Consider the following 22,983-nt stretch of genomic DNA (forward strand, 5'->3'; position numbering starts at 1 on the left):
TCATGCCCCGAGGCGCGTCAGCGCCTCGTCAAGCGCGCTCCACTCCGCAACCCGAAGGCGCATCGGCAGCACCAGAACCTCCCGCCGCAGCGCGACGGGCAGGAGCACCGCACTGGCTTCGGTGGTGACAATCTGCGCGCCACGAAGTGCCGCCTCGCGCATGAGCCTCGTCACAAGGGCGGGTGTCAGCGCCTGGTCCTCGGGCAGCGTCACGGCGCGCGTGACCTCTGCGCCAAGGCCGCGTAACGCGGCCAGGAAATGGCCCGGCTCTCCCGCCCCCGAAAGCGCCAGCGCGCGCAGGCCGGACCAGTCCATGCCGGTCGGCATCGCCTCCATGCGGCCCATGATCAGCGGCATGCCCAGGCCGCGCCCCCATTCGGCGGCAAACCGAGACTGAAGCGCCGGCGGCCCGACCGAGAGCAGCAGATCAGCCCGCCGCAGGCTTTGTGACAGCGGCTCTTGCAATGGTCCGGCGGGGCGGCAGAATCCGTTGCCGAAACCCTGCGCGGCATCGACCACAATAACCGACAGAGCCTTGAACAGGGCGGGATCGTGGAACCCGCCCACCAGCAGGATACAGCCGGGGGCAGCGCCATCCCCGGCGATGGCCCGCGCCCCCGCCGCCAGATCGCCGGCCACCCAGGTCGGGGCAAAGGCCGCCGCAAGAAGACCATCCGCGCCGACATCGGCAGCGCCATGGCTGCCCTCCTGCACCCGCCGCGCCGCGCCCTTGCCCGGCATCAGGATCACGGGCGCAAGGCCCCTGCCCTCCAGTTGCCCGGCCAGCGCCAGCACGGCAGGCAGGACATCCCCCCCCAAAAGGCTGTCCACGGCGATCACCGGCACCGGCGCGCGCCAGCCGGGTCGCGCCATCCGCCGGGCCATGGCCCGCGCGCGCCACCATCCCAGCGGAGCCAACAGATGCGCCCGCAGACCGGGCTGCGCGAACCAGAAGCGTGGTGGCCTCACCGCGCCGCCTCCTCCCGGTCGAGCCGATCAAGCACCATGTCCACCACCCGATCCATCACTTCGGCCCCGCGCGAGGCCACATCCCAGGCCGCATGCGCCATCGCCGCGGCCCGGTCGGGCGGCAAGAGCCCCTGAACAGCCGCCGCCAGCGTCGCCGTGTCGCGCACGATCCGCGCCGCGCCCGCCTCGGCATAGCGCGAATAGCGTGTCAGATAGCGCGCCACGTTCGGACCATAAAGAATCGCCGAACCATGCGCCGCCGGCTCGTTCGGGTCGCGCCCGTGCTGGCCCGACACCAGCGACGAGCCCATGAATGTCACCGGCGCAAGCCGATACCAGAGACCCATCTCGCCCCGCGTATCGGCAAGGATCACCTGTGTCGCCTCGTCGGGCAGCGCACCGCTGGACCACGCGATCTGCCGCCAGCCCCCCGCGTCGATGTCCCTGGCCATGGCGGCGCTGTCCTCGACCTCATCCGGCACCACGATCAGGAGTGCGCGATGCGCGATCCGGCTCACTTCGCGATGCGCGACGAGAACCGTCTCCAGTTCCTCGCGCTGCACCATCGCCGCAAGCCAGAGCGGACGCCCGCGCAGGATCTGCGCCAGTTCCTCGCGATCCTTGAGGTTATAGGGCAGCGACAACGCCCCCGCACGCAAGATTCCAGTGACCTTCACGCGCTGTGGCGGCGCGCCGAGGCGTCGCGCCTGCCGCGCCGCCGCATCGTCGCGGGTGTGGATCTCCACGCATTCCGTCAGAACCGCCCGCGCCAGATCGGGAAACCAGCGCCAGTGTGATCGCTCAAGCAGCGCCGCCTCGGCATCCACCAGATAAAGCGGCACGCCCGCCCGCGCCGCACAGACAAGAAGCGCCGGCTTCAGGTCTCCGCCAGTCCATATCCCCAGGCCCGGTCGCCAATGGCCCAGGAACGTCTCGGCCGCCGCCAGCGTGTCGGGCGGCATCGCCTGCCAGATCACTCGGCCGTTTTCCCGCAGGCTGCGGGGCGGACCCTCGGGCGAGGTCAGCACCATGTGCACACCGGGACGATGCTGCGCCAGCCGCTCGGCCAGATGCGCCAGCACATCCGCGCGCCCCGCATCCGCCGCATGGGCCCAGATCACCGACCCATCGGGCCGGGGCCGGTCAGGCGCGGTGCCGCGTGCCCCGCCACGCCGCGCAATCGCAAGATAAGCTGCAAGGCCGAGCGAGCGGCTCATGGCGCGTCAGCCCAGTTCCTCGGTCGGCGAGGTCTCTTGCGTCTCGTCGCGCAACTTGTGCAGATGGGCAATGAAATAGCGCATATGGGCATTGTCCACGGTGCGCTGCGCCTCGGCCTTCCAGGCGTTGTAGGCGCTGTCGTAATCGGGAAAGATCCCGACCACATGCAGGTCGTTCACATCGCGGAATACGTTGCGCGAGGGGTCAACCAACTCGCCGCCAAAAACCAGATGAAGACGTTGGGCCATGGGAAATCCTTGTCATGCAGGGGTCGCGGGCACCCTATTCCTTTCGCCCCGCGCGTCAAGGCGGCTGAACACTGCCATCTGGCTGGCCCCGCCAAGCTGTGGATGCGCGCCACAGATGTCGCGGCAGGCCACGTCATAGCCCGTGCGCGCCGCCACCCCCCCGGCCCAGCGGGCAAAGCGCGCCCGGTCCCATTCGAACTGATGCTCCGGGTGCCGCATCCGCGACGCGGGCACGCCAAGCACCGGGTTATACTCGGCATTGGGCGTGGTCACGATCACATGGGCCGGGCGCATCCGGGTGAATACCGCGCGCTCCAGCCGGTTGATGTCTGCGGGCGGCAGATGCTCGATCACCTCCACCAGACAGGCGCAGTCATAGCCCGTCAGCGCCGGGTGCCCCTCGGTGAGCGAGGCGCAGGCCAGTTGCACCCGGCTCCGCGACGCCTCGGGCAAGGCAGCAAGCCGCGCCTCCGCGCCGCGCAGCCGCGCCATGCCGATCTCGATGCCGGTGATGCGCGTGATCCCCGGCATCGTTGCCAGCCGCAGGATCAGATCGCCGTCGCCGCAGCCAAGATCAAGCACCGTGCGCGCGCCCATCTCCGCCACCGTCGCCAGCACCGCCGCCATCCGCTCCTCGTGCAGGGCCGTGGTCATGCCCTCGGCACCCGCAGAAACGCCACATCCTTGGCCACGATCTCGCAGGACCAGCCGCGCTCGGCCGCGATCACCTCGAAGGTCTGGGCCCGGTAGAACACCACATGCGTCGGGTCCTTGCGGTAATGCCAACCGGCAAAGCGCGCGTCCTCGGTCTGGAAACACGTCATGACCGCGAGCAGACCACCGGGACGCAACAGCACGCCCAGCCGGTCGAACTCAATTGCGGGCGCGTGAAAATGCTCGGCCACCTCGGTGCAGGTAACAAAATCGTAGGGCCTGCCCAGCGGCGCGGGATCGGGCGCATAGAACGGGTCATAGACGGCCATATCGTGCCCTGCCTCGCGCAGCATCGCGGCCAGCGCAGGCCCCGGCCCGCAGCCGTAATCAAGGCCCCGCGATCCGGGTGCCAGACGCGCGCGCAAGGGCGCGGCAAGCCGGTCCAGGAAGCGGCGATAGCCGGGATCGTCCACGTCGTTCTCGTGCCAGTCATACTGCGCGCGCTCGGCCACGGGGTCGGGGTAATGCGACGGGTTCATGCCCCGCGCGCCACAGATGTCGCAGCGCCAGTAGCCCTTGCCGTCGAACAGCCCGAACGCCGCCACCGGGACGGCACGGCAGACAGGACAGGCGGGAGGCAAGGCCGACGACATGCCCCCGCTTACCCGCCCCCTCGCCGCGCTTCAAGCGCGGCCATGGACAGCGCCGCGCGGATTGCCTAAGCCTTGCCGGACCATTGACGGCAGGGGACTGAAGCCATGGCACGGCGCGCGGCATTCGAGATCGGAGGACAGAGGGTCGCCCCCGGCACCCGCGCCCGCGTCGATATCCCGGTAAGCCAGCTTTCCAATCACACGCCGGTCAACCTTTCGGTCGAGGTGGTCCACGGGCGGCGCGGTGGCCCGGTCCTGTTCGTCTCGGCGGCGATCCATGGCGACGAGGTGATCGGCGTCGAGATCCTGCGCCGCCTGCTGCGCAGCGCGCCGCTCGGCGCCATGGCCGGCACGCTCCTTGCCGTGCCCATCGTCAACACATTCGGCTTTCTCAGCCATTCGCGCTATCTGCCGGACCGGCGCGACCTCAATCGCGTCTTTCCCGGCGTGGCCGAGGGCTCGATGGCCTCGCAGCTTGCCCATATCTTCATGCAGGAGGTGGTGCGCCGCGCCGAGGTGGGCATCGACCTGCATTCGGCGGCCATTCACCGCACCAACCTGCCCCAGATCCGTCTCACCCCCGGCAACGAGCGGCTGGCAGAGCTTGGCGCCGCGTTTGGCGCGCCGGTGATGATGGAAGCGAAGCTGCGCGACGGCTCGCTGCGTATGGCGGCCGAGGCGGCGGGCGTCGATGTGCTGCTCTACGAAGGCGGCGAAGGGTTGCGCTTTGACGAGTTCGCCGCGCGCACCGGCGTCGCCGGCGTGCTGCGGGTGATGCGCCATCTCGGCATGATCGGGACCAAGGGTGTGCCGCGCGCGCGGGCGCTGCCGGTGCGTGCGCGCCGCTCGATCTGGTATCGCGCGCCACGCGGCGGGCTGTTTCGCGGCTATCTGGGTCTTGGCGATGCGGTCGCCCCGGGCACGGTGATGGGTGCCGTCGCCAATGCGTTCGGTGATATCGAAAGTGAGGTTGCCGCCGATACCACCGGCATCGTCATCGGCCGCGCCAACCTGCCCGTGGTCTATGAGGGCGACGCGCTTTTCCACGTCGCCGAAACGTCCCGCGCCGAGGCCGCCGCCGAAGGTATCACCGCCCAGATCGAGGCCGAGGCGCTGTTTGACGAGGACGAGATCATCTGAGCGCGCTCAGCGTTCCTCCCACCCCTCGATGAGGGCCATGGCCTCCTCTGCCGTCTCGACAAAGCGGAAAAGGTCAAGATCCTCCTCGCTGATCGTGCCTGCCTCGGCCAGAGCCTCCCAGTTGATGATGCGCTGCCAGAACGCCTCGCCAAAAAGCAGGAAAGGCACGCGCTTCATGCGGTCGGTCTGGATCAGGGTCAGCGATTCGAACATCTCGTCCAGCGTCCCGAACCCGCCAGGAAAGACGCAGATCGCCCGCGCGCGCATTAGGAAATGCATCTTGCGGATGGCGAAATAGTGAAAGTTGAAACACAGCCCCGGCGTCACATATTCGTTCGGGGCCTGTTCATGCGGCAGCACGATATTCAGCCCGATCGAGGCCCCCCCCGCATCCGCCGCGCCGCGGTTGCCCGCCTCCATCACCCCCGGCCCACCGCCCGTGGCAATGACATATTCACGGCCATAGCTCGCCATGGACTTCTCTGTCATCAGCCGGGCAAAGTTGCGCGCCTCGTCGTAATAACGCGACAACTCCGCCAGCGTCTCGGTGCGCGCGCCACCTTTTCGCGATGGCTCGGGGATACGCGCACCGCCGAAAAGCACCACGGTGCTCTGGATGCCGCGTTCGTTCAGGATCATCTCGGGCTTGAGCAGTTCCAGTTGCAGCCGAACCGGGCGCAATTCGTCACGCAGCAGGAAATCCGTATCGGCAAAGGCCAGCCGATAGGCCGGGGCGCGGGTCTGGGCGGTATCGGGCACCTGTTCGGCCGCGGAACGGTCGGAATGGGCATCACGGAACTGGCTGTTGCGGTCGTCTTTCATCGCGGGCGATCCTTGCTTGGGTCTGGCCTTTCAGCGGTATAGGCTTTGCGCGATCAAGAAAAGCCAAAGGGGCGTGAGGAATGGACTGGCAGGCGCTGATTACCGACGCGGGCGCACGGATCGCCCCCCATGTGCGGCACACGCCGGTGGCGACCGCGAGGTTCGGTGATCTGATCCTGAGCCTCAAGTTCGAGCAGATGCAGCATACCGGCAGCTTCAAGGCGCGCGGCGCGTTCAACACGCTGATGCAGGCCCGTGTGCCGCAGGCGGGCGTGGTCGCGGCCTCAGGCGGCAATCACGGCGCGGCGGTAGCCCATGCCGCCCGCATCCTTGGCCATGCCGCGCGCATCTATGTGCCGCAGATCGCGGGACCGGCCAAGATCGCCCTCATCCGCGCACAGGGCGCCACGTTGCAGGTGGTGCCCGGCGCCTATGCCGAGGCCGCCGCCCGCGCCGCAGAGTGGCGCCGCGCCACCGGCGCGATGGAGGTGCACCCCTACGACGCCGAGGCCACCGTGGCGGGGCAAGGCACTGTCATGGCGGAATGGGAGACACAGGGGCTTGACGCCGACACGGTGCTGATCGCCGTGGGGGGCGGCGGCCTTGTCGCCGGTGCGCTTGGCTGGCTCGGGGGGCGGCGCAAGGTGGTGGCGGTCGAACCTGCCACCTGCGCCGCGCTCCATGCCGCGATGGCCGCCGGTGCGCCGGTGGATGTGGAGGTATCGGGCATCGCCGCCAACGCGCTTGGCGCGCGGCGGATCGGCGGCCTCTGCCTCGGTCTGGCACAGCGATACGCGGTGCAGACCGTGCTGGTCAGCGACACCGCCATCCGCGAGGCACAGACCGCGCTCTGGCAGGAGATGCGCCAATTGGTCGAGCCTGCGGGCGCGACGGCGCTGGCGGCGCTTCTGTCAGGGGCCTACACGCCCGAGGACGGTGAGCGGGTGGCGGTGCTCATCTGCGGCGGCAATGTCGCCCCCGATCCGCTGGACAGCCTCTGAGCGCAAGGATATGACGGCGCAATGGCAAAACCAAAGGACACCCCCAATTACAAGGTGATCGCCGAGAACCGGCGCGCGCGGCATGACTATGCCATCGAGGAGGATCTCGAATGCGGCATCATGCTGGAGGGGTCTGAGGTCAAGTCGCTGCGCCAGAAGACCGCCAATATCGCCGAAAGCTATGCCACGGTGGACAACGGCGAATTGTGGCTCATCAACAGCTATATCGCCCCCTACGAGCAGGCCCGCACCTTCGGCCACGAAGAGCGCCGCCGCCGCAAGCTGCTGGTCTCGAGAAAGGAGATGTCGCGGCTCTGGAACGAGACCCAGCGAAAGGGCATGACGCTGGTGCCCTTGGTGCTCTATTTCAACCATCGCGGCATCGCCAAGCTCAAGATCGGCATCGCCAAGGGCAAGAAGACCCACGACAAGCGCGCCACCGACGCCAAGCGTGACTGGGATCGCCAGAAACAACGCCTGCTGCGGCAGGGCGGCTAGGCGTTTTGGTCTGTAACCTCGCAGCCCGTCATCCCCGCGAAGGCGGGGATCTCTCTGCACCATGAGACCCTCGGGGCAAGCCCGAGCGTGATGGAGCATTTTGACACACGCGTCCCTAGCCCGCCTTCGCCCCCCGCCGGATCGCGCCGGGGGTCAGCCCAAGCCGCCTGCGGCAGTGATCGGCCAGGTTGGCGCCGCTGGCAAAACCGGCGGCATAGGCGACCGAGGTGATCGAGCGCGCGGTGTTGCGCAGCATCCAGACCGCCGCGCGCAGCTTGGTTTCCAGCAGATACTCCTTTGGCGCCATCCCAACCTGCGCCTTGAAAAGGCGCAGAAAATGCCGCTCGCTGAGGCCAAGCGTGCGGGCGAGCGCGGCGACGCGGGGGGTGTGGCTTGCCTCTGCATCGAGGATGACAAGCGCGCGCTGAATGCGCGGATCGGTAATTGCGCCGCGCTCCGCCCCCACGCGCGCGCCCATCACGGGCGCCGACTCGGGCGCGGGCAAGGTCATCTGGTGTTCCACCTTGGCGGCCCGGTCCGGGCCAAGATGCGCGCCAATGAGCCGCTTCATCAGCGGCAGGATAGACACGCCCCCCAGGACCGTCGTGACATCGCCCACCGCCGCAAAATCGCGGTTGGTGACAAAGCGATGGCCTGGAAAGGCCATCTCGAAATCGGCCTGGTGATAGGGATGGATGCAGACCGGGCGACCGTCGAGAAACCCCTCTTGCGCCAGCACGAAACTGCCGGTGCAGACGCCCACCAGCGGCACGCCCGCGCGCCGCGCGGCGTGCAGGTAATCGCGGTGGCGCGGCGGCGCGCTCTCCATGTCGCGCAAGAGCCCGCCGATGACAAACAGATGATCGAACCCGCCGGGATGAACGTAATCACACGTCGCGGGCACCGGAATGCCACAGCTTGACCGCACCGCAGAGCCGGGCGCGCCAACGATCTGCCAGCGCGCATAGCGCGGCTGCGAATCGTCGCCGTGATCACCCGCGTGGCGCAAGCTTTCGACCAGCCCGGCGAGCGACATCATCGGAAAACTGGGCCAGAGCAGGATACCCACCGCAAGCACCGTCTCGGCGGGTGCCTTCGGTGCCCCGAAATGCGGCAGCCCCGTCGTTACATTGATGCGCAGGGATATTGGATCACGCCCCCATGTCTGATTTCAGATGAAAATGACTGATAAACGAAAGACAGCCCCCCGGCAACTGCCGCAACGTAACGTCACCAGCGCGTGATGCGCGGCAATTCCGGGACCAACACCGGACCAGACAGGGAGATATGACATGACCAGCATTCTGACACGGCGCGGCCTCATGCTGTCGGCAGCGACCCTTGCACTGACAAGCGGGGCGGCACTGGCGCAGGACTGTCCGATCAAGATCGGCGCGCTCGCGCCGCTCTCGGCCCCCGGCACCGTGGTGGGAGGCGAGGCGATGCGCGACGCCATGCTGCTCGCGCAGACCGATATCAACGCGGCGGGCGGCGTTCTGGGCTGCCCCATCGAGGTGGTGATTGCCGATAGCGAGGGCCTGCCAGAGCGCGCCACCGCCGTGACCGAGCGCCTGATCACCCAGGATAACGTTACGGCCATCGGCGGCGGCTATCACAGTTCGGTGGGTGTGGCGGCCAAGGAAGTGGCCGATGCGCGCGGCGTGCCGGTTGTCTTTGCCGAAACCTGGAATGACACCATCACCGGCGACAAGCACAAATACATCTTTCGCATCGCGCCGCTCTCAAGCTGGACCTCGAACATCAACTGGCAATTCGCGCTGACCCTGCCGGGTGTCAAGAAAGTGGCGATCCTGACCGAGAACACAGATTATGGCATCCCCGCCAGCCAGGAAACGGCCAAGGGGCTTGAGGCCAACGGCGTCGCCGCGACGATCTTTTCGGTCGATATCGGCACGCAGGATTACGCGGGCATCGTCGAGCGGATCAAGGCGGAAAACCCCGACATGATCATCACGCTGGTGACCGGAGAGGCGGCGTTCAACTTTACCCAGCAGGCGGCGGATGCGGGCATCGGCCCGATGGACCTGCCGTTCCAGACCGGGCAGGACGCGCTTGAATCGGGCACCTACTGGACCAACGTGCCGGACGGGCAATACGCCTTTGTCCAGCGCATCGGCGTGCCGGAAAGCCAGTTCACCGACAAGGGCCGCGCCTTTGCCGCCGCCTACAAGGCCAAGACCGGCAAATCCGATGTCGAGAGCTACGCGATGGAGGCCTATGATTCCATCGCCGTGCTGGCGCAGGCAATCGAGGAGGCGGGCAGCACCGATGGCGATGCCATCGTCACTGCGCTGGAGAACATCAGCCACGAAGGTACGCTGGGGCGGATCTATTTCGACTATGGGCTGAAGCGCGATCCGTCAGAGGATGGCAAGGGCGATGAATGGTGGCACCAGTGGCCCGACCCGGCCATCACCATCATCCAGTTCCAGGAGCAGGGGCAGGCCTCGACCGATGCGGCGATCGTCTTTCCCGACGCCTACAAGACCGCAGAGCCGATCTGGGTGAACCAGTAAGCGAACCGGGCCGGGGTCTTCCCCGGCCCGCCCGTTTCCCTTGAAGCGCCATCCGTGCCAACGGAGGAATCGCCTGTGCAGACACCCGAAATCTTCTGGACCGTCATTCTGTGGATGATCGGCTGGGGCGTGCTTGGCGCGGTGCTGTTGCGCCGCCGCTATCTCGCGCGCGATCTCGACACCTCCAACGTGCCGTTCGCGGGCGCGATGGCGGGGGCGGCCCTTGGCCCCGTGGGCGTGGGCCTTTTGTGGCTGCGCACGCCCGCGCTCAGCGCCAGGCTCACCACGGCGCTGGCGCTTCTGGCGGTGGTGCTCATCGCCGCCGCCTTTTCATTCGCCGACCCGGAAAACAACTGCGTCGCCAATGGGGCCTTCCGCGCCAGCCAGATCACCAACGGCATCATCATCGGCATCATCTACGGGTTCATGGCGCTTGGCCTGACGCTGATTTTCTCGATCCTCGGTGTGGTCAGTTTTGCCCATGGCGAATTCTACATGATCGGCGGGATGCTCGTTTACTACATCACCGTGGTGTGGTTTCCCGATGCGGGGCCGCTCATGGGGGTGCTGGGGGCCTGTTTCATCGCCTTCTGCATCGGCGCGGTGTTCGAGCGCGCGATGCTGACGCCGATGTATACCGGCAAGATCGATCGCCCCGTGGAATATGGCATCCTCGCCACCTTCGGGCTGGCCTTTACCCTGCAATATTTCGTGCAGGCGATGCATGGCGCAAGCCCGGTCAAGGTGCAGCGATTCGTCGATTTTCCGCGTCTGCGCTTTCCCGACGGGACCGAGACCGCGTGGGTCACCACCAGCCGGGGCAACCTCACGCTGTTCGAGACGGTCTCGATCTCGAACCCGCGCTTTGTCGCCGCCGTCACCTGCATTCTGGTGCTTCTGGCGCTGCTTTACCTCCTGCACCGCACATGGACCGGCAAGGCGCTGCGCGCGGTCAGTCAGGACCGAGAGGCCGCCGCCATCGCGGGCATCGACCCCAACCGCATGAACATGCTGGCCTTTGCGCTTGGCGGGATGATCGCCGCACTTGCCGGTGCGCTTTTGGTTCAGGCGTTCTCATGGCTGCCGCAGGTGGGGGCGATCCCCGCGATGCGCTCTTTCGTCATCGTCGTGCTGGGTGGCCTCGGCTCGTTGCCCGGTGCCTTTGTCGGCGGCATCATGGTGGGGCTGGTGGAGGCGGCGGGGACGGGCTGCATTCCCGACGCGCAAAAGGCCGCGTCCTATATTCCCGCCTATGGCATGATCGTGCTGACGCTGACGCTTCTGCTGCGGCCCACGGGCCTTTTCGGGCGGCGGTTCTCGTCGGGTATGCACGGGCAGGGGGGCTGAGATGCGACAGGTTCCCAATATCGCCGGTCTCGGCCTCGTGCTGTTCTTCGCGGCCTTCCCGCTGGTCTATACGGGCGGCAATTACGACTATGTCATGCATGTCCTCATCACCGGCTTTTTCTACGCGATCCTCGCGTCAAGCTGGTCGATGCTGGCAGGCTATGCCGGACAGTTCAGCTTTGGCCACATGGCCTTCATGGGGATCGGGGCCTATGGCGCGGCGCTCTTCAGCCATTATTTCTACCTTACCTCGGCCCCCACGGGCACCTGCACCGAAGTCGCGTTTTTCGGCAACTGGCTGGTGATCAAGAACGCCATCGGCGTGACCTCGACCACGCTGACGCAGGACTGTCTGCAACAGGCCATCGCGGGCTGGGGCGACAGCGTGCAGGTCTGGCGAATGCCGGTTCTGCTGGGGATCGTTCTTGGCACGGTGGCGGGCGGTCTGGCGGGGCTTCTGGTGGGCCTTCTGGTGCTGCGGCTGCGCGCGGCCTACCTTGCGCTTTTCACACTGGGGTTCTCGGAAATCATCAAGGCGGTGATCTCGGCCGAAATCGACATCACGCGCGGTCAGGCGGGGATGGTGCTGCCCGCGCTCTTCGATAACGGGGTTGTGATCCTGGGAACCGAGTTCAGCCGCACCGACAAGATACCGCCGTATTACGCCATGTTTTTCCTGCTGCTTCTGTGCCTTTTGATCCTCACATGGCTTGCCCGCTCGCGCTTTGGCCTTTTCGTGCGCGCACTGCGCGAGGACGCCGACGCCGCCGCCGCATTGGGCGTCAACACCACGCGCTACAAGGTCTTTGTGTTCACCATCACCACCGCCATGGCCGCGTCGGCGGGCGCGGTGCAGGCGCATTATATCCAGATCGTCACGCCCAACATGCTGTTTTTGTTGCAGATGTCACTGGTGGTGGCGATGGCCGTGATCGGCGGGGTGGAAAACTTCGTCGCCGCTGCCCTTGGCGCGATCTTCCTTCAGATCATGCTCGAGCTGATGCGTACAAGTTTCAGCATCGGCGGGGTGGCGGTGGACATGACCGTGTGGAGGCTGGTGTTCTTCGGGGTGCTGCTGATGGTGGTGCTGCGCTTTTTCCGCAACGGCCTCATCGCGCCGCTCATCGACTATTTCGCCCGCGCGGGCATGGCCGAGGAAACCATCGCCAAACGCGCCGCCGGGGCCGGGGAGACGCAGCCATGATCCATCTCAAGGTCACAAACCTGCACAAGCGTTTTGGCGGGCTGCATGTGCTCAAGGGCGTCAATCTGGAGGTGAACGGGCCGGAGTTGATCGGCGTGCTTGGCCCGAACGGAGCGGGCAAGACGACGCTGACAAATATCCTCGACGGCGCGATCAAACCCACCTCGGGCACGGTCTATCTCAATGGCGAACGCATCGACCAGTTGAAGCCCTACGAGGTGGCGCGCGCGGGGCTGGGGCGCACATTTCAGGTCACGCGCAGCTTCCGGCGCATGACGGTGCTGGAAAATCTCTACGTGCCCGCGCTGGCGCTTGGCCATATGGGACAGGGGCGCGCGCTGACCGACCGCGCGACAGAGGTGCTGGAATTCCTCACCATCGACCATTTGCGCAACGAATATGCGCGCGCGCTTTCGGGCGGGCAGCAAAAGCTTCTGGAACTGGGCCGCCTTCTGATGCTCGACCCGGATGTTATCATCCTTGATGAGCCCTTCGCCGGCGTACACCCCAGGCTGATGGAGGTGATCTATGCCTATATCCGGCGGATGAAATCCGAGGGAAAGGCGATCATCCTCATCTCGCATCAGATGGATGCGATCTTTGCGCTCTCCGAACGGCTCATCGTGCTGAATTTCGGTGAGTTGATCGCGGATGGCAAACCCGAGGACGTCAAGAACGATCCCGCCGTGATCGAGGCCTATCTCGGCCGCGACGACGAGGAGGAGGACGCGGCATGACCGAGGCGGTTCTGGAACTGCGCGACCTGTCGGTGGGCTACTACCGCGATCTAAACATCCTGTCGGATCTGCACATCACCGCGCGGCGCGGGCAGATCACCACGATCCTCGGGGCCAATGGCGTGGGCAAATCCACCGCACTCAAGGCCGCGTTCGGCTTTCTTCGGCCGTTTCAGGGCGAAGTCCTGCTTGAGGGCAAGAACATCATCGACATCCCCACGCATCGCCGCATCAACGAGGGGCTGGCCTATATCCCGCAGCAGCCCGGCGTGTTCAAGGACATGACGGTTGAGGAAAACCTTGAACTTGGCGGCTGGACCTTCCGCCGCGACCGCGCGCAGATCCGCCGCAAGATCGAGGCCAATTACGCGCGTTTCCCCGCACTGCGCGACAAGCGCAGGCAGGCGACGGGCGAATTGTCGGGCGGACAGCAGCGCATGGTGGAAATCGGGCGCACGCTGATGGCAGAGCCGAAGATGCTGCTGGTCGATGAGCCGACGGCGGGGCTGTCCAAGCTTCTGGCGCAGGAGGTCTATGACATGCTGACCGACCTGCGCGACGAGGGGTTGACAATCCTTCTGGTGGATCAGGAAATCCGCCACGCACTCAAGATCGCGGATTACGTCTATGTGCTTGAGCTTGGGCGCAACAAATACGAGGGGCCGTCGGGCGATTTCACCGATCTGGAAAAGGCGTTCTGGGTGGCATGATGCAGGACACGTCACGGCTCTTCTACGGCTCGCGGCGGCGCAGGCCAAAACTGGCCCGTGCAGAGGGCGTCTATATCGACGCGGTGGACGGGCGGCGCTGGCTCGATGGCTCGTCGGGGGCAATGGTGTGCAATATCGGGCACTCGAACCCGGCGGTGCTGTCGGCGATGCGCGCCCAGATGGAGGTGGCGACCTTCGGCTATCGGTTGCATTTCGAGACCGAACCGGCGGAACGGCTGGCCGACCGGCTGGCAGGCATCGCGCCTGCGGGGCTTGGGCGCGTGTTCTTCGTCTCGGGCGGGTCGGAGGCGGTGGAATCCGCCCTCAAGCTGGCGCGCAGCCACGCTCTCGCCATCGGCGAGGCGCAGCGGTGGAAGGTGATTTCGCGCTTTCCGGCCTATCACGGCTGCACGCTCGGCGCGCTTTCGGTCACGGGTTACGCGCCGATGACCGCGCCCTATGCGCCGATGATGGCACAGATGCCGAAGGTCTCCGCGCCGCGCGCCTGGCTTGACGGACTGCCGCTGGATGATCCCGCAACCGGCCACCATTACGCCGACATGCTGGAGGCGCAAATCCTGGAGGAAGGCCCCGAGACGGTGCTGGCCTTCATCGTGGAGCCCATTGGAGGGGCCTCGACCGGCGCACTGGTGCCGCCTGCGGGCTACATGCCGCGCATCCGCGAGATCTGCGACCGCTACGGCGTTCTGCTGATTCATGACGAGGTGATTTCGGGCGGCGGGCGCACGGGGCGGTTCCTTGCCGCCGATCACTGGGGCGTGGTGCCCGACATGATCACGATTTCCAAGGGGTTCGGCTCGGGCTACATGCCGCTCGGGGCGCTTATCGCGCGCGATACAATCGTCGAGACGGTGCTTGACCATGGCAGCTATCCGCACGGCTTTACCTATGCCGGCAACCCGCTGGCCTGCGCGGCGGGCCTTGCCGTCATCGACGAGATCGAACGGCAAGGCATGATGGAAAACGCCGTGGCCATGGGCGATCTGCTGCACCTCCGGCTCAGGGCGATGATGCAGCGATACGAGATCATCGGCGATGTGCGCGGCATGGGCCTTCTGCAAGCTTTCGAGCTGGTTTCAGACCGCGCCACGCGCGCCCCCCTGCCCAAGCATCTCGATGCCTATGACCGGCTGACAGAGGCCGCCTATGACGAGGGGCTGATCATCTATGCCCGCCGTTCGCGGGGCGGGCACGAGGGCGATCATTTCATCGTCGCCCCGCCGATGATCGTGACTCTCGCGCAGATGGACGAGATCATGGAAAAGCTCGGTCGCGCACTTGACCGCTTCACCGCCGAATGCGGGCTGTGACATGTCCAAGATCATCCTGACCTGCGCCGTCACCGGCTCGATCCACACCCCTTCGATGTCGCCCTACCTACCCTTCCGTGCAGAGGACATCGCCGATCAGGCGGTGGCGGCGGCCAAGGCGGGGGCGGCCATCCTGCATCTGCACGCGCGCGACCCCGAGACGGGCCACCCCTCGGCACGCGCCGCGCATTACATGGCCTTCCTGCCCGAGATCGCCCGCCGCTCTGATGCGATCATCAACCTCACCACCGGCGGCAGCGCGGTGATGAGCCTTGATGAGCGCCTTGAAGGGCCGCTGGCGGCAGAGCCGGAAATGTGCTCGCTCAACATGGGCACGATGAATTTCGCGCTCTACCCGATGACCGCGCGGATCACAGACTGGTGTTTCGAGTGGGAAAGACCGTTTCTTGAAGGCTCGGACGATCTGGTGTTCAAGAACACGCCGCGCGACATCGAGGCAGTTTTGCGCCGCATGGGCGAGGAGCGCGGCGCGCGGTTCGAGTTCGAGTGCTACGACACCGGCCACCTGACCATGCTGCGGCATTTCATGGATCGCGGGCTGGTGCGCGCGCCGGTGTTTCTTCAGTTCGTGTTCAGCGTGTTGGGCGGGATGGAGGCGCTTCCTGAAAACCTCACCCATATGAAGCGGCTGGCGGATCGGTATTTCGGCGAGGATTACCTCTTTTCCGTGCTGGCCGCCGGGCGGCACCAGATGCCGATGGCGGCGATGGCGGCCGGGATGGGCGGCCATGTGCGCGTGGGGCTGGAGGACAGCCTGATGATCGCGCGCGGACAATTGGCGCGCTCCAACGCCGAGCAGGTGGCAAAGGTGCGCGGCATTGTCGAGGCTTTGGGGCGCGAGGTGGCAAGCCCCGCCGAGGCGCGCGCGATGCTGGGGCTGAAAGGGGCGGATCATGTCCGGTTCTGATAGGATCCGTGTGGCGCGCCCCGAGGACATGCCCGGCCTCATGCGCGCCCTCGGGTCGCTCGCGCGCGATCTCGATGATCCCTTCCGCATGGAGGCGGCCACGCTGGAGGCGGCGCTTTTCGGCCCAATGCCCTGCGCTTTCGCCCTGCTTGCCGGGGATAACGGCGCGGTGCTGGCTCAAGCCGCGCTCAGCACCTCGCTTGGCGGCACGGTTACCTTCATTTCGGACCTCTGGGTAAGCGCGGACGCCCGCGGCACCGGGCTGGGCCGCCGTCTTCTGGCCGCTGCGGCGCGCGAGGGGGCGGCGCGCTGGCAATCCGTCGCGCTGCGCCTCACCGTCTATCAGGACAACGTGGGCGCGCGCGCCTTTTACAACCGGCTGGGATTCGTAATCCGCGACGAGGACCGTAACGCGCTTCTCTCCGGCGACGCCCTGACCCGATTGATGGAGCAGCCATGAAAGCCTTTCTCGACCCCCGCCAATCCACCCATGACCCGCGCCATTTCATGGCCAACGGGCGCATCCTGCCCAACCCCGAGGTGCCTGCGCGCGTGGATATCCTGTGCAAGGGGGCCGAGGCGGCGGGGCTGCGGTTTGATCCGCCCGAGGATCACGGGCAAGGACCGATTGCCGCCATTCATTCCGCCGAATACCTGACCTTCCTGCGCACGATCCACACCCGCTGGCGGCGGATCGAGGGGGCGGGAGAGGAGGTGATCCCCAACATCCACCCCGCCAACCGCTCTGACAGCTATCCGCGCTCTGCCGTGGGGCAGGCGGGCTATCATCAGGCCGATACCGCCTGCCCGATCTCCGCCGAGACATGGAAGGCCGCCTATTGGTCGGCGCAGACCGCGCTTTCGGGCGCGGTGGCGGTGGCATCAGGCGCGCGCGCGGCCTATGCGCTTTGCCGCCCGCCGGGGCACCACGCGTTCGCCGATCTGGCGGGCGGGTTCTGCTTTCTCAACAATGCCGCGATTGCCGCCGAGGCATTGCGCGCGCGCGGCCTGCGCCCCGCCATCCTTGATGTGGACGTGCATCACGGCAACGGCACGCAGGGCATCTTCTACGCGCGCGGCGATGTGCTCACGGTGTCGATCCATGCAGATCCGGTGCGGTTCTACCCGTTCTTCTGGGGCCATGCGCAGGAGCGCGGCGAAGGCGCGGGGCGCGGGGCCAATCTCAACCTGCCCCTACCGCGCGGCACGGCCGATGCAGGCTACAGGGCCGCGCTTGACACGGCGCTGGAGCGGATCGCGGATTTCGGGGCGGATGTGGTGGTGATCGCACTCGGGCTTGACGCCCATGAGGACGACCCGTTTCAGGGGCTGCGCATCACGACGGCGGGTTTCCGCGCCATCGCTGCCGAGATCGCGGGGCTTGGCCTGCCGCTTCTGCTGGTGCAGGAGGGCGGCTATGTCTCCGACGCGCTCGGGGGCAATCTCACGAGTTTTCTTACCAGCATCACGGAAGGTGTGGCATGAAGATCGCCTATCACACGCTCTATCTGAAAAAGCGGTTCCCGCTGCGTATCTCGCGGGGCGAGATCACGGGAGGCGAGAACCTTTTCGTGTCCGTCACCGAGGGCGCAGATACCGGCTGGGGCGAGATGGCCCCCGGCGCAAGCGAGGGCGCGGCAAGCGTAGCCGAGGGGCAGGCGCAGCTTGAGGCGTTCTGCGCGGATGGCCTGCCCGGCTCGATCTTCGATACATGGGAGGGGGCGCAGGCGGCGGGCGTGGCCCCTTGCGCGCTGGCCGCGCTCGACATGGCGCTGTGGGACCTGCGCGCCAAACAGGCCGGGATGCCGCTTTACCGGCTGCTTGGCCTGCCCCGGCGCGGCGTGGTCTCCTCGCTCACCGTGGGGATCAACCCGCCCGAGGTTGTGCGCGAGCGGGTGCCGCTGCTGCTGGCCAGCGGCGCGCGCGCGCTCAAGATCAAGCTGGGCAGCCCCGAGGGGATCGAGGCCGACAAGACCATGTTCGCCGCCGTGCTGGAGGCCGCAAAGGACAGCGGCGCCGCGCTCCGGGTCGATGCCAATGGCGGCTGGTCGCTGCCGGATGCGCGCCACATGATGAACTGGCTCGCCGCACGCGGGGTGGAATATGTCGAACAGCCGCTGGTGCGCGGGGCCGAGGATCAATTGCCCGCGCTGTTCAAGGATCGCGCCCTGCCGGTCTTTGTCGATGAATCCTGCCGCATCGCGTCGGACATTCCCGCCTATGCCGCTGCGGTGGACGGGGTGAACCTCAAGCTGATGAAATGCGGCGGCATCACCGAGGCGCTGCGCATCGTCGCCACCGCCCGCGCCTTTGGTCTCAAGACCATGATCGGCTGCATGGGCGAAAGCTCTGTCTCCATCGCCGCCGGGGCCTCGCTCTCGGCGCTGTTCGACTATATCGACCTCGATTCCCATCTCAATCTTGATCCGGACCCCGCCACAGGTGCCCCCTTCGCCGAAGGCGTGACCCTGCCCGAGGACCGCCCCGGCCATGGAGGAGCCCTGAACCATGCTTGACCCGTCCCGACCCATCGCCCTCTACGCCGAGGCCACCATGGGCCAGCTCAACGCCAAGATGGCCGAGGGCATCCTGCGCTATGGCCGCAACCCCGTGGCCGCCGTGATCGACAGCACGCAGGCGGGCCGCCGCGTGCGCGATCTCTGCACGCTGGACAGCGACGTGCCGGTGGTGGCGACGCTGAATGAGGCCGAGGCGCTTGGCGCGCAAGTGCTGGTTCTGGGCACCGCACCGTCGGGGGGCCGCGTGCCGCCCGAATGGATGGCGATCCTGCAACAGGCGGTGGCGGATGGCCTGTCGATCGTCAACGGGATGCATGACCGGCTGGAGCCGGTCCTTGGGCAGGGGTTGCGGCCCGGTCAATGGGTCTGGGATCTGCGCGTGCCGCAGGGCGACATGCCCCCGATTGCCATGGGCCGCGCGGCAAAGCTCGACAATATCCGCGTGCTGATGGTCGGCACCGACATGGCCATCGGCAAGATGACCGCCGGGCTGGAACTCACCCGCAGCTTGCAGGAGATGGGGCGCGACGCGGCCTTTCTCGCCACCGGACAGACCGGCATTGCCATCACCGGGCGCGGCATCCCGCTTGATGCGGTGCGCGTGGATCACGCGGGCGGCATGGTGGAACGCATGGTGCTCGAAGCCGCCGCGCATGAGGTGGTGGTGATCGAGGGCCAAGGCTCGCTTCTGCATCCCGGCAGCACGGCCACCCTGCCGCTGATGCGCGGCAGCGCATGCAACCGCATGATCCTGTGTCACCGGGCGGGCATGACGGTGCTCGACACGCTTGACGAGGTGCGCGTGCCGCCCCTGCCCGAGGTGATCGCCCTCAACGAGACGGTGGCGCGGGCGGTGGGTGCGCTCACGCCCGCGCGGGTGGTGGGCATCGCCCTCAACACCGCGCGGCTAAGCGCGGCCGAGGCCGAGGCGGCCCTAAAGGCCGTCGAGGACGAGACCGGCCTGCCCGCCGCCGACCCGGTGCGCAATGGCGCGGCGCGGCTGGCCGAGGCCGTGCTGGCATGACCGGCACGCCCGAGCTGCGCCGCATCACCGCGCGCGGCACCCCGCGCAAGGTGGGCCGCGCGCTTGGCGAAGCGGGGCGCACGGCGGTTCACACCGTGCTCCTCCATACGCCCTACTGGCAGGCCGTCACCGCGCCTGCGTATCACGCAGCCGTGGCGCGGATGGGTGAAGAGCTGCGCGCGCGGTTCCCGACCATCCACGAGGAGGTGGCGGGGCTGGCCGAGGGCCTCGCCCTGCCCTTCGAGGACGTGATCGCGTGGAACTGCCGGGGTGATCTCATCTCGAACGCGCCAGACGGCTGCACCACGGTCCTTATGCCGGGGCGGGAACCCGTCATCGCCCATAACGAGGATGGCCTGCCCGGTTTTCGCGGCCATGCCTTTCTGGCCGACGTCATGCCCGAGGGCGCGCCCGGTTTCACCGCTTTCTGCTATCCTGGCTCGATTCCGGGACATACCTTCGCGGTGACCGGGGTGGGGCTGGTGCAGGCGGTGAACAACATCCGCTTGCGCGGCGTTGTGGCAGCCGTGCCACGCATGGCGCTTGGCCGCGCGGCGCTTGGCTGCCGTTCCCTCGACGAGGTGACCGCACATTTCAGGGCGAACCACGACAGCGGCGGCTTTCACATGGGCTTTGCCCACGCGGGCGATACGCGGATCCTGAGCGTGGAATATGGCGGCGGCGCGGTCTCGGTGGGGGAGATCACCGAACCGAAGGTCCACGCAAATCACGCGCTGCACCTGCCCCTCGGACCCGAGGGGCAGAGCATCACCCGCTCCTCCGCCGACCGGCAGGCGCGCGGCACGGCCCTCCTCGCCCAGGGCATCCGCGATCCGCTGGCGATCCTGCGCGACACCGCTGGCCCCGGCCTGCCCATCTTTCGCACCGCCCCGGACGATCCCGACGACGAGAACACGCTGGCAACGACGGTTTTCCGGATGAGGGCTACAGGCGTAGAGTGGGAGGTGCGCGCGCAGAACCGCGCGAAGGTGGAGCATCACGGTGTCACCGGAATATGACCCGCCACAATGAAAACCCCCGACCGCTTGCGCGGCCGGGGGCAATCCCGCACCCGTAGGGTGGGTGTCAACCCACCGGGATCAAAGCCCCGTGGTCACGTCGATCGTGTTGCCCTCTTCGAGGGTCACATAGGCCTTCTTGACGTCCTTGCGGCGGCCAAGCATGCCGCGAAAGCGCTTTTGCTTGCCCTTGGTGATGGTGGTGTTCACCGCCTTCACCTTGACGCCGAACAGCGTTTCCACCGCTTCCTTGATCTGCGGCTTGTTGGCCTCAATATCCACCTCAAAGACGATGGCGCCGTTCTCGGATACCATGGTCGCCTTTTCGGTGATGACCGGCTTGCGGATCACGTCGTAATGTTCAGGTTTCGCGCTCATTTCAGACGAGCCTCCAGTGCTTCGACACCCGCCTTGGTGAGCACGAGCGTGTCACGCTTGAGGATGTCATAGACATTCGCGCCCATCGAGGGCAGCACATCGAGACCCTCGATATTGGCCGCCGCACGAGCGAACTCGGCATTGACTGCGGCCCCGTCGATGACGAGCGCGCGCTTCCAGCCCAGATCCTTGATCTGCTTGGCTAGGGTCTTGGTCTTGCCGTCGCCCACCGCCACGTCGATCACCACAAGCTCACCCGCGCGGGCCTTGGCCGAGAGCGCGTGCTTGAGGCCAAGCGCGCGCACCTTCTTGGGCAACTCGTGCGCATGGCTCCGCGGGGTCGGACCCTTGTAGATGCCGCCCTTGCGAAAGATCGGCGCATTGCGGTCGCCGTGGCGTGCGCCACCGGTGCCCTTCTGGCGATAGATCTTCTTGGTCGAATAGCTGGTTTCGGACCGGGTCTTGACCTTGTGCGTGCCGGCCTGCGCCTTGTTGCGCTGCCAGCGGACGACGCGGTGCAGGATATCGGCGCGCGGATCCAGCCCGAAGATGTCTTCGCCCAGATCGACCGAGCCGGCCTTGCCGCCGTCCAGTGTGATCACGTCGAGTTTCATTCCTCGCCTTCCTTCTTCTCGGCCTCGATTGCGGCCTCGGCCTCCTTGAGTGCGGCCTCCTCGGCAGCGGCGGCTTCCTCGGCCAGACGCTTGGCTTCGGCTTCTGCCTCGGCTGCGGCCAGAGCGGCGGCCTCCTCGGCGGCACGCGCAGCCTCGTCAGCGGCGGATTTCAGCGCGGCGGGCAAGATCGCGTTCTCGGGGAACGGTTTCTTGACCGCGTCCTTGATCGTGACCCAGCCGCCCTTGGAGCCGGGCACCGCGCCCTTGACCATGATCAGGCCCCGGTCGGCATCGGTCTTGACCACCTGAAGGTTCTGCGTGGTGACACGCACCGCCCCCATGTGACCGGCCATCTTCTTGCCCTTGAACACGCGGCCCGGATCCTGACACTGACCGGTAGAGCCGTGCGAGCGGTGGCTGATCGACACGCCGTGCGAAGCACGCAGACCGCCGAAATTATGCCGCTTCATGGCCCCGGCAAAACCCTTGCCGATCGAGGTGCCCGACACGTCCACGAACTGCCCGGCGAAGTAGTGGTCGGCGGTGATCTCCTCGCCCACGTCGATGAGGTTCTCCGGCGCCACGCGGAATTCCGCGATCTTGCGCTTGGGCTCGACCTGCGCGGCGGCGAAATGGCCGCGCATCGCCTGCGTCGTGCGCTTGGCCTTGGCGGTTCCGGCGCCGAGTTGCACGGCCGTGTAGCCGTCTTTCTCAGGGGTGCGCTGCGCCACCACCTGAAGCTTGTCCAGTTGAAGAACGGTCACAGGAATCTGCTTGCCGTCTTCCATGAAAAGCCGGGTCATCCCGACCTTTTTCGCGATCACACCAGAGCGCAACATGTCCTTGCCCTCCTCAAACCGAAATCTGCACGTCCACGCCGGCCGCGAGGTCGAGCTTCATCAGCGCGTCCACGGTCTGCGGGGTGGGATCGACAATATCGAGAAGCCGCTTGTGGGTGCGGATCTCGAACTGGTCGCGGGATTTCTTGTTCACGTGGGGTCCACGCAGAACGGTGTATTTCTCGATCTTGTTCGGCAGCGGAATCGGTCCGCGCACCTGCGCGCCGGTCCGCTTGGCGGTGTTCACGATTTCCTGCGTGCTGGCATCCAGAACGCGGTAATCGAACGCCTTGAGCCGGATGCGAATGTTTTGGCCTTGCATTGAGGTAGCCTTTCGCGGCGTTGGAGTTGATAGGAGGAAGGCCGGACCATCCGGCCTCCCTCGTCGAACCCTAAAGGTTGTTACACCAGGATTTTCGACACGACGCCTGCGCCGACGGTGCGGCCGCCTTCGCGGATGGCGAAGCGCAGGCCGTCTTCCATGGCGATGGGCGCGATCAGCTCAACCGTGAATTTCAGGTTGTCGCCGGGCATGACCATTTCCGTGCCTTCAGGCAGAACCACCGTGCCGGTCACATCCGTGGTGCGGAAGT

The 22,983-nt window shown here is 66.6% G+C and carries 27 protein-coding genes; 15 read left to right on the top strand and 12 right to left on the bottom strand.

Translation table 11 applies throughout. The features are described 5' to 3' along the window. From KAK09_RS12820 to KAK09_RS12840, 5 genes are read right to left on the bottom strand one after another with little or no spacing between them, the layout of a single operon-like run. Entirely contained in the window at window positions 1–969 is a 969-nt protein-coding gene (locus tag KAK09_RS12820; protein WP_210879336.1) for a tetraacyldisaccharide 4'-kinase, read from the bottom strand. Further along, window positions 966–2,186 (bottom strand): 3-deoxy-D-manno-octulosonic acid transferase, encoded by a 1,221-nt coding sequence (locus KAK09_RS19020; protein ID WP_210879337.1) that lies wholly within the window; start codon window positions 2,184–2,186, stop codon window positions 966–968. The genes KAK09_RS12820 and KAK09_RS19020 overlap by 4 nt, the downstream gene beginning before the upstream one ends. Window positions 2,187–2,192: 6 nt before the next feature. Then, window positions 2,193–2,435 (bottom strand): DUF4170 domain-containing protein, encoded by a 243-nt coding sequence (locus KAK09_RS12830; RefSeq protein WP_210879338.1) that lies wholly within the window; start codon window positions 2,433–2,435, stop codon window positions 2,193–2,195. A gap of 12 nt (window positions 2,436–2,447) precedes the next feature. Beyond that, the gene (locus KAK09_RS12835) at window positions 2,448–3,089 is read right to left on the bottom strand and encodes a methyltransferase (protein ID WP_210879339.1); all 642 of its coding nucleotides are present in this window, start codon (window positions 3,087–3,089) and stop codon (window positions 2,448–2,450) included. Then, complete coding sequence (locus tag KAK09_RS12840; protein WP_210879340.1) at window positions 3,086–3,742, bottom strand: class I SAM-dependent methyltransferase; 657 nt, start codon at window positions 3,740–3,742, stop codon at window positions 3,086–3,088. The genes KAK09_RS12835 and KAK09_RS12840 overlap by 4 nt, the downstream gene beginning before the upstream one ends. 105 nt (window positions 3,743–3,847) lie before the next feature. Between KAK09_RS12840 and KAK09_RS12845 the strand changes: the two genes are divergently transcribed. Continuing rightward, window positions 3,848–4,882 carry a succinylglutamate desuccinylase/aspartoacylase family protein gene (locus tag KAK09_RS12845; RefSeq protein ID WP_210879341.1) on the top strand — a complete coding sequence of 345 codons (1,035 nt, stop codon included), beginning with the start codon at window positions 3,848–3,850 and terminating at the stop codon, window positions 4,880–4,882. 6 nt (window positions 4,883–4,888) lie between these two features. Here the strand turns inward: KAK09_RS12845 and KAK09_RS12850 are convergent, their stop codons facing one another. Beyond that, window positions 4,889–5,704 (bottom strand): LOG family protein, encoded by an 816-nt coding sequence (locus tag KAK09_RS12850; protein WP_210879342.1) that lies wholly within the window; start codon window positions 5,702–5,704, stop codon window positions 4,889–4,891. 80 nt (window positions 5,705–5,784) lie between these two features. Here KAK09_RS12850 and KAK09_RS12855 point away from each other — a divergent pair, with 80 nt between their 5' ends. Next, entirely contained in the window at window positions 5,785–6,705 is a 921-nt protein-coding gene (locus KAK09_RS12855) for a serine/threonine dehydratase (RefSeq protein WP_210879343.1), read from the top strand. A 21-nt stretch (window positions 6,706–6,726) separates the two neighbouring features. Next, the gene (gene smpB / locus KAK09_RS12860) at window positions 6,727–7,203 is read left to right on the top strand and encodes an SsrA-binding protein SmpB (RefSeq protein ID WP_210879344.1); all 477 of its coding nucleotides are present in this window, start codon (window positions 6,727–6,729) and stop codon (window positions 7,201–7,203) included. 115 nt (window positions 7,204–7,318) lie between these two features. On the opposite strand, the gene KAK09_RS12865 is transcribed toward smpB, so the two are convergent. Further along, on the bottom strand, window positions 7,319–8,272 hold the full coding sequence (locus KAK09_RS12865; protein WP_210879345.1) for a helix-turn-helix domain-containing protein: 954 nt from the start codon (window positions 8,270–8,272) through the stop codon (window positions 7,319–7,321). Window positions 8,273–8,495: 223 nt separating this feature from the next. Here KAK09_RS12865 and KAK09_RS12870 point away from each other — a divergent pair, with 223 nt between their 5' ends. The 12 genes from KAK09_RS12870 to KAK09_RS12925 all read left to right on the top strand — a co-directional run bounded on the left by KAK09_RS12870 (window position 8,496) and on the right by KAK09_RS12925 (window position 20,559). Beyond that, window positions 8,496–9,740, top strand: a complete 1,245-nt coding sequence (locus KAK09_RS12870) for an ABC transporter substrate-binding protein (RefSeq protein WP_210879346.1) — start codon at window positions 8,496–8,498, stop codon at window positions 9,738–9,740. 75 nt (window positions 9,741–9,815) lie between these two features. Further along, window positions 9,816–11,087 (top strand): ABC transporter permease subunit, encoded by a 1,272-nt coding sequence (locus tag KAK09_RS12875; protein WP_210879347.1) that lies wholly within the window; start codon window positions 9,816–9,818, stop codon window positions 11,085–11,087. 1 nt (window position 11,088) lies between these two features. Beyond that, window positions 11,089–12,291, top strand: a complete 1,203-nt coding sequence (locus tag KAK09_RS12880) for a branched-chain amino acid ABC transporter permease (RefSeq protein ID WP_210879348.1) — start codon at window positions 11,089–11,091, stop codon at window positions 12,289–12,291. Beyond that, window positions 12,288–13,028, top strand: coding sequence for an ABC transporter ATP-binding protein (locus tag KAK09_RS12885; RefSeq protein WP_210879349.1), 741 nt, complete (start codon window positions 12,288–12,290; stop codon window positions 13,026–13,028). The genes KAK09_RS12880 and KAK09_RS12885 overlap by 4 nt, the downstream gene beginning before the upstream one ends. Further along, the gene (locus tag KAK09_RS12890) at window positions 13,025–13,738 is read left to right on the top strand and encodes an ABC transporter ATP-binding protein (protein WP_210879350.1); all 714 of its coding nucleotides are present in this window, start codon (window positions 13,025–13,027) and stop codon (window positions 13,736–13,738) included. The genes KAK09_RS12885 and KAK09_RS12890 overlap by 4 nt, the downstream gene beginning before the upstream one ends. Continuing rightward, entirely contained in the window at window positions 13,735–15,069 is a 1,335-nt protein-coding gene (locus KAK09_RS12895; RefSeq protein ID WP_210879351.1) for an aminotransferase family protein, read from the top strand. Before KAK09_RS12890 ends, KAK09_RS12895 begins: the two co-directional genes overlap by 4 nt. 1 nt (window position 15,070) lies before the next feature. Further along, entirely contained in the window at window positions 15,071–15,997 is a 927-nt protein-coding gene (kce, locus tag KAK09_RS12900; RefSeq protein WP_210879352.1) for a 3,5-dioxohexanoate:acetyl-CoA acetone transferase, read from the top strand. Beyond that, complete coding sequence (locus tag KAK09_RS12905) at window positions 15,984–16,457, top strand: GNAT family N-acetyltransferase (RefSeq protein ID WP_210879353.1); 474 nt, start codon at window positions 15,984–15,986, stop codon at window positions 16,455–16,457. Before kce ends, KAK09_RS12905 begins: the two co-directional genes overlap by 14 nt. Further along, entirely contained in the window at window positions 16,454–17,482 is a 1,029-nt protein-coding gene (locus tag KAK09_RS12910; RefSeq protein ID WP_210879354.1) for a histone deacetylase family protein, read from the top strand. The genes KAK09_RS12905 and KAK09_RS12910 overlap by 4 nt, the downstream gene beginning before the upstream one ends. Further along, window positions 17,479–18,513 carry a dipeptide epimerase gene (locus KAK09_RS12915; RefSeq protein ID WP_210879355.1) on the top strand — a complete coding sequence of 345 codons (1,035 nt, stop codon included), beginning with the start codon at window positions 17,479–17,481 and terminating at the stop codon, window positions 18,511–18,513. The genes KAK09_RS12910 and KAK09_RS12915 overlap by 4 nt, the downstream gene beginning before the upstream one ends. After that, on the top strand, window positions 18,506–19,540 hold the full coding sequence (locus KAK09_RS12920) for an N-acetyltransferase DgcN family protein (RefSeq protein ID WP_210879356.1): 1,035 nt from the start codon (window positions 18,506–18,508) through the stop codon (window positions 19,538–19,540). The genes KAK09_RS12915 and KAK09_RS12920 overlap by 8 nt, the downstream gene beginning before the upstream one ends. Continuing rightward, window positions 19,537–20,559, top strand: a complete 1,023-nt coding sequence (locus KAK09_RS12925) for a C45 family autoproteolytic acyltransferase/hydolase (protein ID WP_210879357.1) — start codon at window positions 19,537–19,539, stop codon at window positions 20,557–20,559. The genes KAK09_RS12920 and KAK09_RS12925 overlap by 4 nt, the downstream gene beginning before the upstream one ends. A gap of 81 nt (window positions 20,560–20,640) precedes the next feature. On the opposite strand, the gene KAK09_RS12930 is transcribed toward KAK09_RS12925, so the two are convergent. The 5 genes from KAK09_RS12930 to KAK09_RS12950 all read right to left on the bottom strand — a co-directional run. Then, window positions 20,641–20,937 carry a 50S ribosomal protein L23 gene (locus tag KAK09_RS12930; protein WP_210879358.1) on the bottom strand — a complete coding sequence of 99 codons (297 nt, stop codon included), beginning with the start codon at window positions 20,935–20,937 and terminating at the stop codon, window positions 20,641–20,643. Further along, complete coding sequence (gene rplD / locus KAK09_RS12935) at window positions 20,934–21,551, bottom strand: 50S ribosomal protein L4 (RefSeq protein ID WP_210879359.1); 618 nt, start codon at window positions 21,549–21,551, stop codon at window positions 20,934–20,936. The genes KAK09_RS12930 and rplD overlap by 4 nt, the downstream gene beginning before the upstream one ends. Beyond that, the gene (gene rplC / locus KAK09_RS12940; RefSeq protein WP_210879360.1) at window positions 21,548–22,390 is read right to left on the bottom strand and encodes a 50S ribosomal protein L3; all 843 of its coding nucleotides are present in this window, start codon (window positions 22,388–22,390) and stop codon (window positions 21,548–21,550) included. Before rplC ends, rplD begins: the two co-directional genes overlap by 4 nt. Before the next feature lie 13 nt (window positions 22,391–22,403). After that, window positions 22,404–22,712 carry a 30S ribosomal protein S10 gene (gene rpsJ, locus KAK09_RS12945; protein ID WP_104018654.1) on the bottom strand — a complete coding sequence of 103 codons (309 nt, stop codon included), beginning with the start codon at window positions 22,710–22,712 and terminating at the stop codon, window positions 22,404–22,406. An 80-nt stretch (window positions 22,713–22,792) separates the two neighbouring features. Continuing rightward, window positions 22,793–22,983 (bottom strand): EF-Tu C-terminal domain-related protein (locus KAK09_RS12950; RefSeq protein WP_472908845.1); only part of this gene is annotated, 191 nt, incomplete at its 5' end.

It is taken from the genome of Roseovarius autotrophicus (assembly GCF_018069895.1).
Classification (GTDB): domain Bacteria; phylum Pseudomonadota; class Alphaproteobacteria; order Rhodobacterales; family Rhodobacteraceae; genus Roseovarius; species Roseovarius autotrophicus.

Excerpts from the sequence above, each read along its gene's own strand:
- KAK09_RS12885 (WP_210879349.1), top strand. The coding sequence starts at position 12,288 with ATGATCCATCTCAAGGTCACAAACCTGCACAAGCGTTTTGGCGGGCTG.
- KAK09_RS12880 (WP_210879348.1), top strand. The coding sequence starts at position 11,089 with ATGCGACAGGTTCCCAATATCGCCGGTCTCGGCCTCGTGCTGTTCTTC.
- KAK09_RS12910 (WP_210879354.1), top strand. The coding sequence starts at position 16,454 with ATGAAAGCCTTTCTCGACCCCCGCCAATCCACCCATGACCCGCGCCAT.
- KAK09_RS12905 (WP_210879353.1), top strand. The coding sequence starts at position 15,984 with ATGTCCGGTTCTGATAGGATCCGTGTGGCGCGCCCCGAGGACATGCCC.
- KAK09_RS12830 (WP_210879338.1), bottom strand. The coding sequence starts at position 2,435 with ATGGCCCAACGTCTTCATCTGGTTTTTGGCGGCGAGTTGGTTGACCCC.
- rplC (WP_210879360.1), bottom strand. The coding sequence starts at position 22,390 with ATGTTGCGCTCTGGTGTGATCGCGAAAAAGGTCGGGATGACCCGGCTT.
- KAK09_RS12845 (WP_210879341.1), top strand. The coding sequence starts at position 3,848 with ATGGCACGGCGCGCGGCATTCGAGATCGGAGGACAGAGGGTCGCCCCC.
- smpB (WP_210879344.1), top strand. The coding sequence starts at position 6,727 with ATGGCAAAACCAAAGGACACCCCCAATTACAAGGTGATCGCCGAGAAC.
- kce (WP_210879352.1), top strand. The coding sequence starts at position 15,071 with ATGTCCAAGATCATCCTGACCTGCGCCGTCACCGGCTCGATCCACACC.
- KAK09_RS12895 (WP_210879351.1), top strand. The coding sequence starts at position 13,735 with ATGATGCAGGACACGTCACGGCTCTTCTACGGCTCGCGGCGGCGCAGG.
- KAK09_RS12915 (WP_210879355.1), top strand. The coding sequence starts at position 17,479 with ATGAAGATCGCCTATCACACGCTCTATCTGAAAAAGCGGTTCCCGCTG.
- rplD (WP_210879359.1), bottom strand. The coding sequence starts at position 21,551 with ATGAAACTCGACGTGATCACACTGGACGGCGGCAAGGCCGGCTCGGTC.
- KAK09_RS12870 (WP_210879346.1), top strand. The coding sequence starts at position 8,496 with ATGACCAGCATTCTGACACGGCGCGGCCTCATGCTGTCGGCAGCGACC.
- KAK09_RS19020 (WP_210879337.1), bottom strand. The coding sequence starts at position 2,186 with ATGAGCCGCTCGCTCGGCCTTGCAGCTTATCTTGCGATTGCGCGGCGT.
- KAK09_RS12835 (WP_210879339.1), bottom strand. The coding sequence starts at position 3,089 with ATGACCACGGCCCTGCACGAGGAGCGGATGGCGGCGGTGCTGGCGACG.
- KAK09_RS12840 (WP_210879340.1), bottom strand. The coding sequence starts at position 3,742 with ATGTCGTCGGCCTTGCCTCCCGCCTGTCCTGTCTGCCGTGCCGTCCCG.
- KAK09_RS12890 (WP_210879350.1), top strand. The coding sequence starts at position 13,025 with ATGACCGAGGCGGTTCTGGAACTGCGCGACCTGTCGGTGGGCTACTAC.
- KAK09_RS12920 (WP_210879356.1), top strand. The coding sequence starts at position 18,506 with ATGCTTGACCCGTCCCGACCCATCGCCCTCTACGCCGAGGCCACCATG.
- KAK09_RS12850 (WP_210879342.1), bottom strand. The coding sequence starts at position 5,704 with ATGAAAGACGACCGCAACAGCCAGTTCCGTGATGCCCATTCCGACCGT.
- KAK09_RS12855 (WP_210879343.1), top strand. The coding sequence starts at position 5,785 with ATGGACTGGCAGGCGCTGATTACCGACGCGGGCGCACGGATCGCCCCC.
- rpsJ (WP_104018654.1), bottom strand. The coding sequence starts at position 22,712 with ATGCAAGGCCAAAACATTCGCATCCGGCTCAAGGCGTTCGATTACCGC.
- KAK09_RS12925 (WP_210879357.1), top strand. The coding sequence starts at position 19,537 with ATGACCGGCACGCCCGAGCTGCGCCGCATCACCGCGCGCGGCACCCCG.
- KAK09_RS12930 (WP_210879358.1), bottom strand. The coding sequence starts at position 20,937 with ATGAGCGCGAAACCTGAACATTACGACGTGATCCGCAAGCCGGTCATC.